Source organism: Candidatus Uhrbacteria bacterium CG10_big_fil_rev_8_21_14_0_10_50_16 (genome assembly GCA_002774875.1).
GTDB lineage: Bacteria > Patescibacteriota > Patescibacteriia > UBA9934 > UBA11717 > UBA11717.
This window is the reverse complement of sequence record PCYM01000001.1, coordinates 200,395-214,154: the sequence shown is the minus strand read 5'-3', so window position 1 is coordinate 214,154 and position 13,760 is coordinate 200,395. Positions and strand designations below refer to the sequence as shown.

Annotated in this window: 15 protein-coding genes and 1 tRNA gene; 13 read left to right on the top strand and 3 right to left on the bottom strand. The window is 51.5% G+C overall.

Annotated features, from left to right (window positions below; translation table 11 throughout):
• Positions 1-15 precede the first annotated feature (15 nt).
• The 3 genes from COV06_01170 (at position 16) to COV06_01160 (ending at position 1,480) form a co-directional block, all read left to right on the top strand.
• The gene (locus COV06_01170; GenBank protein ID PIR47993.1) at positions 16-201 is read left to right on the top strand and encodes a hypothetical protein; all 186 of its coding nucleotides are present in this window, start codon (positions 16-18) and stop codon (positions 199-201) included.
• A 62-nt stretch (positions 202-263) separates the two neighbouring features.
• Positions 264-854, top strand: a complete 591-nt coding sequence (locus COV06_01165; protein ID PIR47992.1) for a hypothetical protein — start codon at positions 264-266, stop codon at positions 852-854.
• Between the two features lie 140 nt (positions 855-994).
• Positions 995-1,480 (top strand): hypothetical protein, encoded by a 486-nt coding sequence (locus COV06_01160; protein ID PIR47991.1) that lies wholly within the window; start codon positions 995-997, stop codon positions 1,478-1,480.
• Between the two features lie 209 nt (positions 1,481-1,689).
• Here the strand turns inward: COV06_01160 and COV06_01155 are convergent.
• Positions 1,690-1,764, bottom strand: a tRNA-Glu gene (locus COV06_01155).
• Between the two features lie 121 nt (positions 1,765-1,885).
• Complete coding sequence (locus COV06_01150) at positions 1,886-2,809, bottom strand: hypothetical protein (protein PIR47990.1); 924 nt, start codon at positions 2,807-2,809, stop codon at positions 1,886-1,888.
• A 188-nt stretch (positions 2,810-2,997) separates the two neighbouring features.
• Between COV06_01150 and COV06_01145 the strand changes: the two genes are divergently transcribed.
• The 9 genes from COV06_01145 to COV06_01105 all read left to right on the top strand — a co-directional run bounded on the left by COV06_01145 (position 2,998) and on the right by COV06_01105 (position 12,220).
• The gene (locus COV06_01145; GenBank protein PIR47989.1) at positions 2,998-3,333 is read left to right on the top strand and encodes a hypothetical protein; all 336 of its coding nucleotides are present in this window, start codon (positions 2,998-3,000) and stop codon (positions 3,331-3,333) included.
• A 123-nt stretch (positions 3,334-3,456) separates the two neighbouring features.
• Complete coding sequence (locus COV06_01140; protein ID PIR47988.1) at positions 3,457-4,167, top strand: hypothetical protein; 711 nt, start codon at positions 3,457-3,459, stop codon at positions 4,165-4,167.
• 139 nt (positions 4,168-4,306) lie between these two features.
• A complete protein-coding gene (locus COV06_01135; GenBank protein ID PIR47987.1) occupies positions 4,307-4,999 on the top strand; it encodes a hypothetical protein in 693 nt (230 codons plus the stop codon).
• A 3-nt stretch (positions 5,000-5,002) separates the two neighbouring features.
• The gene (grpE, locus tag COV06_01130; GenBank protein ID PIR47986.1) at positions 5,003-5,551 is read left to right on the top strand and encodes a nucleotide exchange factor GrpE; all 549 of its coding nucleotides are present in this window, start codon (positions 5,003-5,005) and stop codon (positions 5,549-5,551) included.
• Between the two features lie 21 nt (positions 5,552-5,572).
• Complete coding sequence (locus COV06_01125; protein PIR47985.1) at positions 5,573-7,480, top strand: molecular chaperone DnaK; 1,908 nt, start codon at positions 5,573-5,575, stop codon at positions 7,478-7,480.
• Position 7,481: 1 nt separating this feature from the next.
• Entirely contained in the window at positions 7,482-8,456 is a 975-nt protein-coding gene (locus tag COV06_01120) for a hypothetical protein (GenBank protein ID PIR47984.1), read from the top strand.
• Positions 8,457-8,470: 14 nt separating this feature from the next.
• On the top strand, positions 8,471-9,535 hold the full coding sequence (dnaJ, locus tag COV06_01115; protein ID PIR47983.1) for a molecular chaperone DnaJ: 1,065 nt from the start codon (positions 8,471-8,473) through the stop codon (positions 9,533-9,535).
• Positions 9,536-9,603: 68 nt separating this feature from the next.
• A complete protein-coding gene (locus COV06_01110) occupies positions 9,604-10,128 on the top strand; it encodes a hypothetical protein (protein ID PIR47982.1) in 525 nt (174 codons plus the stop codon).
• Positions 10,129-10,843: 715 nt separating this feature from the next.
• On the top strand, positions 10,844-12,220 hold the full coding sequence (locus COV06_01105; GenBank protein PIR47981.1) for a cysteine--tRNA ligase: 1,377 nt from the start codon (positions 10,844-10,846) through the stop codon (positions 12,218-12,220).
• 34 nt (positions 12,221-12,254) lie between these two features.
• Here the strand turns inward: COV06_01105 and COV06_01100 are convergent, their stop codons facing one another.
• A complete protein-coding gene (locus COV06_01100) occupies positions 12,255-13,220 on the bottom strand; it encodes a hypothetical protein (GenBank protein PIR47980.1) in 966 nt (321 codons plus the stop codon).
• A 62-nt stretch (positions 13,221-13,282) separates the two neighbouring features.
• Here COV06_01100 and COV06_01095 point away from each other — a divergent pair, with 62 nt between their 5' ends.
• Positions 13,283-13,759: a hypothetical protein gene (locus tag COV06_01095; GenBank protein ID PIR47979.1), complete on the top strand. Its 477-nt coding sequence runs from the start codon at positions 13,283-13,285 to the stop codon at positions 13,757-13,759.
• Position 13,760: the final 1 nt, after the last annotated feature.

Sequence of the window (13,760 nt, the reverse complement as noted above, 5' to 3'; positions counted from 1 at the left end):
TGTTGAGAAAAATGTATGCGCACGTCTGAGGCAGACCGGCCTGGATCTAAATCTTCTGCAGTGGAATACGTTGGTGGCTTTGTTGAGGCGCCGTATGGGAACAAGACGGATGAAGACGCTGTTGTTGACGCTTGGCACTGTGGAGGAGACGGTCACGTTTCTCCTGTGGTGGTCGACGACGGTTTAGCCCCGGCCTATTGACACGGAGTCTTTTTTTGACTATAAAGAAGTTGATCCGCCGAATAGATGGCGAGACGGGAGAGATGATGGAGAAGCAATTGAAGTTCGTGGGGTTTTGCATGTTGGTGGTGTTGGTGCTCTTGTTGGCACCGGGGTCCTGCACGAATGCGTGGGCCACCGGGTCCGTGTCGGATCAGTCTGTTCGAGACGAGGCCAAGGTTCAGGCACGGGAGAGTCGGGAAGAACGCGTGGAGAACGCAAAGGTGCTGACCTGCGGACTACAGCAGATCGCCGAGATGTTCCAAGCCTCCCAGGGTGCGTGGAGCTCGTATCGGGAGGTGGCGGACCTCATGATCGCGGGCGGGCAGGGTCGCCTGGGGAGTGATTCGACCGGCCGTCTGCTCGTCTACGTGATGCAGAACACGATTGCCGTGGATGGCATCAGTGGCAGACTCGACAAGGGGCAGGACGGCCGTCTGTCTGCGGTTCTCGCCAAGTACGAGCTGTTGACCTGGCAGGAGATCAGCGACGTGTGCACCTGGTTCATACAGGCCATGGCAATCGGTCTCAACAACACTCGCAACCGCATGGAACAAGAACTGCGGAATCTGCAGGATCTCGGAGTCTCTTGGCAGTTCTCCGATTTGCCCAAGGTCTGTCCGAACATCAAGTGAACGTACGCCCGCCCGGGATCCTCCTGGGCGGGCGCCACTATTTTTATAGACCCGACCAGTGATATGTTGACAACATGGCTGTGAGGCACGTAGAGTAAGCGTCTCGGACATGCCGTTCGAGACGATTGATTGAGGTGCTTATGTCTGCCGCCCTTTGTTTGGTCGAGTCTCAGATTCGACTCCCCGACTACAACCTCGACTCATCCATTCGTGACCGCGTGATAGCTCGCATGGTCAAGAATATGAGTATCGACGAGGATGTGGCCCGTCGAGCCTTTGATGGCGCCATCCAGTTCCTGCGCGCTTGCGCAGTTCCGGAAGGTCGTCGTCTTGCTCCGTCACATCTAGCCGATGAGGCGTGGCACACGTTCCTGCTCTACAGCAAGCCGTACACCGACTTCTGTCAGTCCATGGGCGTGGATTACCTTCACCACGACCCGTGCGATCTGCCGGGATCGATGGAGCCGGGAACCTACGCGCGCACCCGTGAGTACCTGTGCGGCCTGTACGCCGATCTCGACACCGAGATCTGGCCCGAGGATGGTGAACGCGACTGGGGTCACGCGCAGGGTTGCTGCAACAGCGATCACGGTCAGCGTAGCTCGTGTCGGTGCGGCGGCGGCTGAACGCACCCACTCCTGATAGCGGTGGGGTCTCCGGACCCCACCGTGTTGTTAATTTAGAATAAGATATGAGTGTATGCGTGGTGTCGATCGCATTTTAAACCTCATAATAGGGGCACTGGGAAGGGAGAATTTCTCCCTTCCCAGTGCCCCTTGTCCAATTTCCGCGGGAGGTACCAACAAAAAACCCGAGACGAGCTCGGATTTTTTGTTGGTGACCCCACCGGGAATCGAACCCGGATTTGCAGGATGAGAACCTGCTGTCCTAACCGTTAGACGATGGGGCCGTGAATTGAAACGCAACGAGAGGATACAAGAAAAGAGACAGGACGTCAATAGAGGGTAGATAAAGTGAGAGGGGGCGTCCGCAGGATTGCGGACGCCCCCTTGTGGGTGCTAGGCGCTGGGCTACTTGATCCAGGTGATCTCGCTCACCAGGACAACGACTCTGTCGATCCTGGTGGACAAGAACCACCTCCCGTCAGGCAGCATAACGCTTTCCAGCGCAATCTCTCTGCTGTAGGCAGATCGGATCTCTTCCGGCGTTGCGTGCCGGTATTTCTGAGTCGACGGACGGATCAGGGGGACCGTGATGGTCATCACCTGGCTCGGCCGAGCCGACCCGATGATTTGCAGCTTGTGGTACTGAACCTTCTGTCGCGAGGACATGTAGACCGTGTGACCAGCGGTGTCCTTACGGCCGAGCTGGAGTTGCTCCAACTCACCCGTCTGGCTGATGCCCTTGGAGAGCAAGCTCATCAGCTCCATGGTCAGGATCCGCCGGGCACTCTGGTTGTACAAGTGGCGAACATCCACAAGTCGCCAGCACGGCTGGTTGAAGCTGGAGAGCATGGAGTCGTCGTAGCTCCCCTTGTACTGGACTCCCTGCGAGCGAATCATGGTCGCGACGGACAGTCCCGGATCCAGGAAGAGCCGGAGATACTCCTTCTCGCCAGGGCCGTGGCTCGCCATGATACGGCCCAACAGGTCGTCCGGCACATCGCCCAGTTCCCGGATCATGCTGTCCGAGATCAGGACTCCGAACGCCTTGCGGGCCTCGGCGACTCCCAGGAAATGGTCCCACAGACGCACGCGAGCCTCGTCCGCGTTTGGCGGATACTCCTGTCCGAGCTCCACCAGAAGGTCTCGCAGCATGCCGCGGAGCCTCCTGCTGCCCAGGACTCCTTGAAGCTGCTCTCGACTTAGGTTGAGGGCGGAAGCCTCCAACTCGACGGCCTCCCGGAACATGTCCAACTGCGGGGGTGTGAAATTCTTCATCACCGTCTCCCTAGAATCGATCCGTCTTCGGACGGTCACGGCCATCTCGTGCATGAGACAAGCGCCTTGTTTACCAATGATCGATAAACACAGCGCTTATCTCACAGACTCAATAAACCTTTCCAATAAAATGAACATATCTCTAAATTCGGATCCTGTCAATAGAAGAACCTCCGTTTGCGCGAGTTTGTTATCCACACAAAAGGAGAGAGAAAAGGATCCTTTATTGATACAATGTCATCATGAATACGATTACAAACCAGTTTGTAAAACGTATCTTCCTGATCTTTGTGGTGCTCGCGGCGCTCTTGGTAGGAGGTACGATCATTTTTCAGCGGCTTGAGAATTGGACATGGATCCAGGCGTTTTATTTTTCCGTGGCAACGGTGACGACAGTCGGCTATGGAGATCTTGCACCCTCATCGGACACCTCTCGCTTGGTAACAAGTGTCTACGCACTCCTCTCTATTCCATTGTTGCTCTTTGGAATTGGAATCGTCGGCGAGCTAGTTTTTGCACGCTATCACGATCAAATGAGTATTCGTGGGCGTATCACAAAAAAACGAAGAAAAAAATAACGATTCATTGCTTAAAAGAGCCTCGGGCTCTTTTTTGTTTAGGCGGCTCCGTTGACAAATTTCAAAAATCTGATAAGTTCGCAGAGTCGTTATGACGCTGACGTACTTGGAGAGGAGAAAGACATGGAAACGTGTGAACCCCTTGTAACGTTGGACGCGATTCGTGAGACGTTGGTCGTCCTCAAGAGTCTGCCGTGGCCGCTTGCCTTGATGGCGTGTCTGAGCTTGGTGGGCGTGCTTGCCGGGTGGACGGCAACCTTCATCTTGTTGATTCGAGGAAGCATCAAGAACAAGGTCAACAACATTCCGTTGCTGGGTCTGGCAATGATGTGGAGCTTTGAGTACACGTTCACTCTTGTGTGGCCGCCTACGGATCCAGTCGAGCTGCCGCTGCGCATCATCGAGTGGCCATGGCTGGCCATGGATACTGTGCTGGTGGTGTGCTGGGTACTGTTTGCCGACAAGGGCACTAGCCGCATGCTCAAGGCTCTGACCGCGGGCGCCGTGCTCACTTTGACGACGGTGCTGTACCAGAGTTTCGCGCAACAGTTTAACGTGCAGGATCCCATCTCCGGCGCGGTGATCATCGGCGCTTACATCTCCGTGGCCTACGTGCCGTTTGTGATGCAAGCGCAGGAACCGCAGCAGCTCTCGATGTGGGCGCAACGTGCACGGTTCTTGGCAGATGCTGCAACCACCGGTGTAGTACTCCTGCTCTTTGTGGAGAACGTCCCGGGCTCGCTCAACGTGCCGGTGATTCGGCTATGCATCGCGGTAACCTTGGCGGCCGATGTCCTCACGCTGGTACTGCTCAAGGAGCGTCGCATCGAATGACCCACAACTTCCAAACGGGCGGCGGGGAACTCTCCCTGCCGCCCGTCGATTGTTTCTATTAAAGGTCGCAAACAGCGGCCTCTTCAGTTATCTTGACACCCAAAAACTAGCAGTGTAGAATGACGAGTGCTAATACCCCATGACACAGAGACAAGAACAAATTTTGAAGCTGCTCGTGGAGAGTTACATACAATCTGCCGAGCCGGTGAGCTCTTCGTGGTTGGCGCAGTTGCCAGACATTGGTGTCTCAAGCGCAACCATTCGGAACGATCTCGCGGAGTTGGAGGAAGAAGGATACCTTGTTTCTCCACACACCTCTGCCGGCCGCATTCCAACGGACACGGGGTATCGGTATTACATTGAGACATTCCTTGAGCAAAAGCGACGCCTGGAACGTGAGTATAAACAACTCGTGGATCAATCGCGGGTGCGCAATATGGAGGTGCGACTGCGTCAACTCTGCGTGCAACTCGCCGCACTCACCGGAAACGCCGTCGTGTTTACCCTGGGTCCGCGTCATTCCTATACCACGGGCATCTCTCGGCTGTTTGAACTTCCTGAGTTTGCCAGTGCAGACCAAATGCGCCGGTTTAGTCAACTCATGGATGTCATGGACGCAACTATGGCCCAACTCATGCGCAGACGGTTTGACGATGTGTGTATTCTCATCGGAAACGAGAACCCGTTTGGCGAGCAGCTTTCCTCTCTGTTTATCTCATTCGATGATCCGTCGGGCGTGCATGGCGTGGTGAGCATTATTGGCCCCACGCGCATGAATTACGGTTATAATCGCGCGTTGTTGCGTGAAGTGCGAAGACTCCTTACCAATTAACGTATGGCAAAAAAAGAACCAGTAAAAAAGATTTCGGCCACAGAAATGGAGGAAGAAATTGTAGACGTGCCTGTTGAGAAAACTCCTGATCAACTCGCATCAGACTATTTAGCCGGATGGCAGCGCGCACTTGCGGACTATGAGAACCTCAAACGTAATGCGTCACAAGAACGCACAGAATTTGCCAAATACGCCACGGCGGCACTCATTCAAGACCTACTGCCAACGATCGACTACTTTGACGCGGCGATGCGTCAACCTCCAAATACGGAGCGCTGTGACGAGGCCACACAAAAGGAGATCCAGAATTGGCTCATTGGAATCGGGCATGTGCAAAAGCTCTTGTTGGACAAGTTGACGGAGCAAGGGCTCACTGTGCTGGAACCTGTAGGAATGTTTAATCCTAATGAGCAGGAATCGGCGGAGGAGCGGGAAAGCGATCAACCGGAGGGAACTATCTTGCAGGTGTTACAACGTGGATTTAAACTGTTCGACAAGCTTATTCGCCCCGCACGCGTAGTGGTGGCAAAAGCAAAGAACACGATCAACTAACATCAATCAGAATCAAATCATATGGCAAAAATACTCGGAATCGACCTTGGGACAACCAACTCCGCTATCGCGGTGATTGAAGGAGGAAAACCTCTTATTTTAGAAAATGCAGAAGGACATCGCACAACCCCGTCTGTGGTTGGAGAATCAAAAACGGGAGAGCGCTTGGTGGGAATCGCAGCAAAACGGCAGGCAGTTACAAACCCAGGGAATACGTTGTTCTCATTAAAGCGTCTGATTGGTCGTCGATGGGATGACCCAGAAGTTAAGCGCGACGCGGAACTGTTTCCATTTAAGCTCGTACAGTCTGGCGAAGGGATTAAGGTTGCGTTGGGTGACAAGGAATACACGCCTCAAGAAATCTCTGCCATGATTTTGGGTAAACTTAAAGCGGACGCAGAAGCTAAAATTGGCGAGAAGATTGAAGAGGCGGTGATTACGGTACCAGCGTATTTTGACGACGCACAACGACAGGCCACAAAAGACGCAGGAGAGATTGCGGGTCTTAAAGTACGACGTATTATCAACGAACCAACGGCTGCAGCATTGGCATATGGGTTCGATAAAAAGGTTGGTCAGCAAATCGCCGTGTACGACCTTGGTGGTGGAACGTTTGATGTGTCCATTTTGGATATCTCCGACGACACGGTGGAGGTAAAGTCAACCAACGGAGACACACATCTTGGTGGAGACGATTTTGACCAGGTGATTATTAAGTGGATCATTGCAGAATTTAAGAATCAAGAAGGGATTGACTTGGGTGCAGATCCTCTAGCACTTCAACGTATAAAAGAGGCAGCAGAAAAAGCGAAGATCGAATTGTCCACGTCACAACAGTCCGAGATCAATCAGCCGTTTATTACACAGGGCGCCGATGGTCCAAAGCACTTGGTGATGACCATGACACGTGCAAAATTGGAGGAGTTGGTGTATGACCTTGCGATCAAGACGCTCGAGCCTTGTAAAAAGGCCTTGGAGGATGCCGGTATGAAGGCATCGGATATTGATGAGGTGATTATGGTGGGTGGAATGACGCGCATGCCACTCGTCTTAAAGACCGTGGAAGAATTCTTTGGCAAAAAACCAAACGTTACAGTTAACCCAGACGAGGTGGTTGCCATGGGTGCGGCTGTGCAGGCAGGTGTGTTACAGGGAGACGTGAAGGACGTGCTTTTGCTGGACGTTACGCCGTTATCTCTTGGGTTGGAGACGTTGGGTGGTGTGTCGACCAAATTGATCGAACGCAATACCACAATTCCGGCGTCCAAGTCACAAATCTTCTCAACCGCGGCTGACAATCAAAACTCGGTGGAGATTCACGTGTTGCAGGGTGAACGAGAAATGGCACAAGACAACAAGACGCTTGGTCGGTTTATCCTCTCAGGTATTCCACCGGCACCGCGTGGTGTTCCACAAGTTGAGGTGAGTTTTGACATCGACGCAAACGGTATCCTTAATGTAAAGGCGGTCGATAAGGGAACTGGCACGGAGCAGAAGATTACCATCACATCGTCCACCGGTTTGAGTAAGGAAGAAGTGGAGAAGATGAAGAAGGACGCGGAGGCAAACGCGGAGGCAGACAAAAAGAAGCGCGAAGAAATTGAGACCAAGAACCTTGCCGATACACTTGTGTACACCACGGAGAAAATGCTCAAGGAGGGTGGAGGCAAGGTAAGCGAGGCAGATAAAAAAGAGGTTGAGGAAAAATTAGAGGCATTGAGGGCCGTTAAAGACGGAACAGACATGGAGGCTATCAAAAAGGCCGCAGACGAACTCACAACATCGGCGCAAAAAGTTGGTGCGGCTATGTATCAGGCAGAACAAGAAGCTAAGAGTGCAGAATCAACGGAAGGCGAAAAGAAGGAAGACATCAAAGAGGCAGAGGTCGAGGATGTAAAGGAAGGCGGTGAGAAAACAAAGGCGGAATAATATGGCCACTAAAAAAACCACAACAAAGAAGACAATAAAAGCAACACCGCGCGTAGAGACACCTACGCGCGGTGCAAAGGAGAAGGAGAGTTCCTTGGTGTTTTGGATGGCGTTGTTTATTGTGTCTATTGCGATTGTGGGTGGAGGTATTCTTACCACCATGCCGCGTGAGGAAAAGGACTCCGTGGAGGACTCGGCAAACGTGGAGGAGGGTGATGGAGACATGATGGATGAGATGATGGAGAATGAAGTAGATGCCGTAACGGTTCGCTCTATTTATGATCAGTATGTGCTGGAAGGGTATCCAGCTGCGGGAAATGCGTCTGTGGATCTCCAAGAGATGCTTCGTGAGGCGTTGCAGACCGGACTTCTTGTAGAGGTGGATCGTCTGCACATCGCCGCTCTGGATGATATTCGCATTATGTCTGTTCCAGACAAGGATGTGAACCAGGAATATTGCGGAATATATGGGCAGAGTCTCTGCGTTGTGATGCGTCAAAAGAATGTGAATAACGTAGAAATCCTAGGATTTTTCTCAACGTTGTCCACCACACAAGGGTTTCCAGAAGGGGAGACGGGAACCGTGGGAGAGATGCAGATGGTTGGCGACAAGCTACTCATTAGTATGGGTATGGGTGATGCAGGCGTGAGTATGGAAGACGCCTTTACGATCGATCTGAATACAAAATATCGCGCGTTGATCGGGTCGGCAACGTCGACACAGGATGAGCGAGGATGGGCGATCACCACAATCAAACGAGGAGATTTGGAGGTGACGATTGATACAAACGGAACGAATCCTTCGTATCTACTCTCGTCTGCGTCTGATTCAACGTCGGTACTCAAAGGACAAGTGGATGAATTTGGTGTGGACTGGGTGGCGATGTTGGACCGCCCAGAGGAGATTCACTTTGCCATTGGCAGTCATTCTTACGTCTTTAATCGTGGAGGTTTAGGAACGTTTCAGATCAAGTAATTCTTTCTCATTGCATGCCAGATCCATATAAAATTTTAGGAGTTGAGCGGGGAGCGACGCAGGAGGAGATCAAAAAGGCGTTTAGAAAACTGGCGCACAAATATCACCCGGATAAGGAGGGGGGAGATGAGGCTAAGTTTAAAGAGATCAACTCCGCATACCAAGTCTTGGGAGACGAGTCAAAACGCCAGCAGTACGATCAGTTTGGAGAGGCGGCGTTTGGTGGCGGCGGAGGTGCACCTGGCGCGGGCTTTGGTGGATTTGGCGCACAAGGCGTGAATTTTGATTTTGGAGATTTGGGAGACCTGGGAGATATCTTTGGCGGCATGTTTGGAGGTGGTGGCCGTGGTCGACGTCGCTCGCAAGGCCAGGATATTCAAACCGACATGCAGCTCACGTTTGAGGAGGTGGTGCGTGGTGCAGAGAAGGAGATTACGTTACGCAAGACAGACACGTGCGACAACTGTGCGGGGACAGGCGCAAAAGATGGCAAAACTAAGACGTGTACAAGCTGCAGTGGCCAAGGAGTAAAGCGCGTGGCACGCAACACGCCGTTTGGACAAATTGCACAAACCGTTGCCTGCGACGTGTGCCATGGACAAGGCAAGGAAGCTGAGCACGCTTGCGGGGAGTGCTCCGGCACCGGAACCGTCAAAAAACAATCTACGATTAAGATTACGTTGCCACCTGGTATGAGCGACGGAGAATCTGTGCGTGTGCGCGGTAAAGGAGAGGCGGCACCCTTTGGTGGTGAGCCGGGCGACTTGTTTATCCGTGTGTTTATTAAGGATGATGCGCGTTTTGAGCGCGATGGGTTTGACCTGCGATCTTCGGTGACGGTGGGATTCACGCAAGCCGCACTTGGAGATTCCGTGGAAGTGGAGACGATTGATGGAAAGGTGAAGATGAAGGTGCCACCCGGTACGCAATCTGGCGACGTGTTGAGTATTAAAGGAAAGGGAATTGAGACAGGGCGCGGTCGAGCAAATCAACTTGTGACGATCTTTGTTGTCACACCAACAAAGCTTAACAAGAAGCAGAAACAACTTTTGCAAGAACTCGATTTGCGAGAGGAATAGAGCAGGCATTGAGCCTGTTCTTTTTATCCACGTCGTACAAGCGGCGCGAGTTTGATAGACTAGTCTTTATGGATCAACTTGCACAATGGTCAGCCACGGCACTTGCCTGGGGCTTGTCGATTTTTGGAGAGCACCCTTCTTGGGATGTTTTGTTAACGGCCTTACTTGTAGGCCTCGCATTTTTTGTTGGGATGTGGGGGAGAGGGAAGACGCTCGCGTTTGTGATCGCAGGTTATGTGGTTGTAGGAATCGTGAGCGTAAGTGCAGCACTTGCGTGGATACACGGCACGTTTGGGATTCCAACGAGTATTCCGGGACGCATTGGCGTGATTGCCGGGCTTGCGGGAATCGTGTTTGCAATTGTTCAGTACGGAATTGGCGATACATTAGAGGAGGAGCGAGGCTCGCGCGCGGCATCCGTTTTTGTGTCTGCGTCTGCACTCGGAATGTTGACAGTCATCCTCTTTCAACAGTTTAATGCAGAAACAGTGAGTGGATTCTCGGTATTTATGCAGTCTCTTTTTATGAGTCCGCTTGGAACGATCTTGTGGATTGTGGCACCAATATTTTGCATCGGTGTAACACGAGATTAACGAACCTGTCTCATAAAAGGATAGGAGAGGCAGGGGCTTGACCTCTTTTTTTGTTTGTGGTAGTTTGCTCCTTGCCCGGCACGGTCGTCATGGTCCAACCGCCATGATTTCCCCGTGCCGCCTGTGCCCACGCTCGCGCGTGCGCCTGTGCAGTTGCATTGTCCTCGGGCGATCAGGCACGACATACCAGCAATCCCACCTACGTACGGTGGGACTCTCTTCCCCCACCAAACGACTCATGGTGGGGTTGTTGTATCCAGGGGTTGACAGGGCTCTTGGATTGTGATAATTTTTTGCCATACGTGACTGGCATAGGGAGCGTTCGACCCAACGATCCTTATGTCACGCGTAGGTCCTGTTATGACGGTTCTCCTACGGGGAAATCGCGTTGTGGCTCACGCTGCAGCACCTGTTCGACCAGGTTCATAACGGATCGTAGCCGCCAGACGCTACAGTTGAGACAGCACGCCGCCCCGTGCTGTCCCCTAGCCATTGCAGGAATTCCCCCTCGCCTGCGTGGAAATTCTGGCCTGTGTGTGTTGATTAAGCGTTTGTGACAGTGCCTAATTACGCTTCAACCACACAGTAGAACGGTTCCATCGAGAAACATTCGGTGGCGCCACCTCTCCCTCCCGGCCCCCACCGAATGTCTCGGTGGGGCTGTTCTTTTATACAGGTTTTGTGTTTGCAACAGATCTGGTAAACTAGCCTCACTATGGACATTCAGCTTTACAACTCGCTTACAAAGAAAAAGGAAGTTTTTGAACCGCTTTATCGAGACCTGGTCGGTGTTTACACGTGTGGGCCTACGGTGTACAACACGCAGCACATTGGAAACTTTCGCGCGTTTATTTTTGCCGATATTTTGGTACGCACCCTTCGTTTTAACGGATTGGAGGTTAAATGGGTGATGAATATTACCGACGTAGGTCACCTGACAGACGACGCGGACCAGGGTGAGGACAAGATGGAAAAAGGGTCGCGAGAGCAGGGGATGACCGCATGGGAAGTTGCAAAGCACCACACAGATCAGTTCTATCTGGACATGGATCGATTCCATATTTCGCGACCAGATGCACTTCCTAAGGCTACAGATCACATTGCAGAACAGATTGCCATCGTACAGGAGCTCGAAGCAAACGGACACACCTACACAACCTCCGACGGTGTGTATTTTGATACGTCCACGCTTGCCGACTACGGCGTGTTGCGTGGTATGGGGGAATCAGAAAACGAGGAGGCACGAATAGAAGAGAACACAGAAAAGAAACACTCAGCAGATTTTGCGCTTTGGAAGTTCTCTTCACCCGAGGAACATCGTCAAATGGAATGGGAATCTCCCTGGGGTATTGGATTTCCCGGTTGGCATGTGGAATGTACAGCTATGTCCATTAAGGAGCTCGGCGAGCTCTACGATATTCACACGGGCGGGATTGATCACAAAATGATTCATCATCCCAACGAGATGGCGCAAGCGCAGGGTAGCAAAGGGACTACGGAGGCACGCGTGTGGATGCATAACGAATTTCTGCTCGTAGACGGCGGTAAGATGAGTAAGTCGATTGGAAACGTGTATACGGCAGATCAGTTGATCGAGAAGAGATTTGATCCGGTGATTTTCCGCTACCTCACGCTGACCGCGCACTACCGGCAGCAACTTAACTTTACTTGGGACTCGCTTGCGGCGGCACAAAGCGCCCTCAAACGTCTTCGTCAAATGGTGCGAGAATGGGAGATGCCCTCAGTTGGATCGGCTGACTTTGATATTCGATTTTTAGAGGCGGTAAATAACGATTTAGATACACCACGTGCGATTGCCTTGGTGTGGGAGCTGGTAAATGATTCTCAACTCGCAAGCTCATCTAAGGCACAAACACTCAAAAAATGGGACGCGGTGCTTGGGCTTGGGCTGATTGATTACATTGCACGACCGCTCGTGGTTTCCGAAGAGGTCCAGGAGCTGGTTGATCAACGACAAGTGGCGCGTGAAACACAAGACTGGGAGGAAGGAGACCGCTTGAGGTCATTGATTGCAGACATGGGCTATCACGTGGATGACACAGCAGACGGTCAAAAAATTACGGAATTGTAGAAAAAAACGGGCTCCTCTGAGCCCGTTTTGGGTTCTAACGTTTGCGACGCAGAAACAGCCACAGAAAGGTTCCGCTGAGAACCATGATGGCAATAATAATCGAAAAGTCTTTTTCTGTTCCCAGAATCCATGGATGCACCGTATTCATCCCAAAAATCCCAGCAAGCAACGTGGCAGGCATTACGATAATTGTCACAGATGTCAAAATGTAAATCAACCTGTTGGTACGCGAGTTGAGGTAGGTCTCATGCGCACGGTGCAGGGTAACAATCGTTTGATATTCCGTGTTGAGACTATTTTGAAGCTCGTCTGTCTGACGATGAAGCTCTGCGTAGGTTGCTGTACGTGCGGATCCGGTTCGTTTTGGCAATGCGGCCAGCAAGCGATCGATAATCGTTGTACGTGATTCAAGCGTTTTTTGCACATCAATAAGGTTGGTTTGGATGCTAAGCAGCTCTTGCAATAGACTGCGACGATTATGAAACAATTGCTCTTCTACGACGTCGATTTGTTTTGCAAGGATTTCTAAGATGTCACGCACGTCTTCAATGAGGAGAGATAGAACATCGGCAAAAATGAGCGCGGGATCACCGAGCGCTGTTTGCGACTTTGTTGCCTGTAATGTCGAAAATAGGCTAGATACCTGATTAAAAGGACTGTGGTGAATAGTGGCGATTGCGTGGGGAGTAAGCAATAGGTCAATTTCCTGTATCACGACATCATCTCGTACGCGATCGTAAACGGGATGCGTTAAAAACACCATGAGATAATCAGGTCGTACGAATAACCGTGATCTATGACTGGCATCCAAAATCAAACGAATATCTTCGTCGGAAAGATGGAAGGGTTTTACAAGAGATTGTACGTCTAGGGAGCGTGCATGTTCCACGTTGAACCATTCCGTGTTTCCACGCTTAAGACGTTGCACCGTTGACCTCCTTGTCATGTACCAAAAGTATAACATAGCCAGCGTGCCTTCGCAGACTGCGTGCACAGCCATATGGGGATAGAACGGAAAAACATCGTTTACGCATGCGTGTGCCGTGGTATAATTTGATGACTATGGAAGGAAGCGTAAAGAAAACATTGGATGTGCAACCGTTGCCGGCGGCCGAGGTACTTACGGATATTGAATCGACACATGAGCAAACGTCGGAGGTTGTGGAGCAAACTCCTGTTGTCGAGGCACCTGTACAGCAGCAACCCGTTACGCCCGTTACGCCTGTTGCGGCACCCGTTGTAGAAAAAGATCCTGAACTTGTACAGGTAGAGGATATTTTGTCCGAAGGGCTACAAGATTTCTATAAGGAATTGCCGCAAGATCTCAAACCAGCCTTTAAGGCAAAAGGAGAAGAAGTTGCGAGGACAATTTTAGTTTGGAGGCAAGAAGCAAAACTTGTGGCGTCACGCGTGTTGAGATTGATCCGCGAATGGTTAGGCATGGCACCAAAACTCAATAAGCACTATCTCGAACAAGAGTCTAAAATTAAAACAGATCATATTTTGGCTCTCGCCGAATCTGATCATTTACTCGGTTAAT

Coding starts and splice junctions, on each gene's coding strand:
- COV06_01170 (PIR47993.1), top strand. CDS start 16: ATGCGCACGTCTGAGGCAGACCGGCCTGGATCTAAATCTTCTGCAGTG.
- COV06_01165 (PIR47992.1), top strand. CDS start 264: ATGATGGAGAAGCAATTGAAGTTCGTGGGGTTTTGCATGTTGGTGGTG.
- COV06_01160 (PIR47991.1), top strand. CDS start 995: ATGTCTGCCGCCCTTTGTTTGGTCGAGTCTCAGATTCGACTCCCCGAC.
- COV06_01150 (PIR47990.1), bottom strand. CDS start 2,809: ATGCACGAGATGGCCGTGACCGTCCGAAGACGGATCGATTCTAGGGAG.
- COV06_01145 (PIR47989.1), top strand. CDS start 2,998: ATGAATACGATTACAAACCAGTTTGTAAAACGTATCTTCCTGATCTTT.
- COV06_01140 (PIR47988.1), top strand. CDS start 3,457: ATGGAAACGTGTGAACCCCTTGTAACGTTGGACGCGATTCGTGAGACG.
- COV06_01135 (PIR47987.1), top strand. CDS start 4,307: ATGACACAGAGACAAGAACAAATTTTGAAGCTGCTCGTGGAGAGTTAC.
- grpE (PIR47986.1), top strand. CDS start 5,003: ATGGCAAAAAAAGAACCAGTAAAAAAGATTTCGGCCACAGAAATGGAG.
- COV06_01125 (PIR47985.1), top strand. CDS start 5,573: ATGGCAAAAATACTCGGAATCGACCTTGGGACAACCAACTCCGCTATC.
- COV06_01120 (PIR47984.1), top strand. CDS start 7,482: ATGGCCACTAAAAAAACCACAACAAAGAAGACAATAAAAGCAACACCG.
- dnaJ (PIR47983.1), top strand. CDS start 8,471: ATGCCAGATCCATATAAAATTTTAGGAGTTGAGCGGGGAGCGACGCAG.
- COV06_01110 (PIR47982.1), top strand. CDS start 9,604: ATGGATCAACTTGCACAATGGTCAGCCACGGCACTTGCCTGGGGCTTG.
- COV06_01105 (PIR47981.1), top strand. CDS start 10,844: ATGGACATTCAGCTTTACAACTCGCTTACAAAGAAAAAGGAAGTTTTT.
- COV06_01100 (PIR47980.1), bottom strand. CDS start 13,220: ATGGCTGTGCACGCAGTCTGCGAAGGCACGCTGGCTATGTTATACTTT.
- COV06_01095 (PIR47979.1), top strand. CDS start 13,283: ATGGAAGGAAGCGTAAAGAAAACATTGGATGTGCAACCGTTGCCGGCG.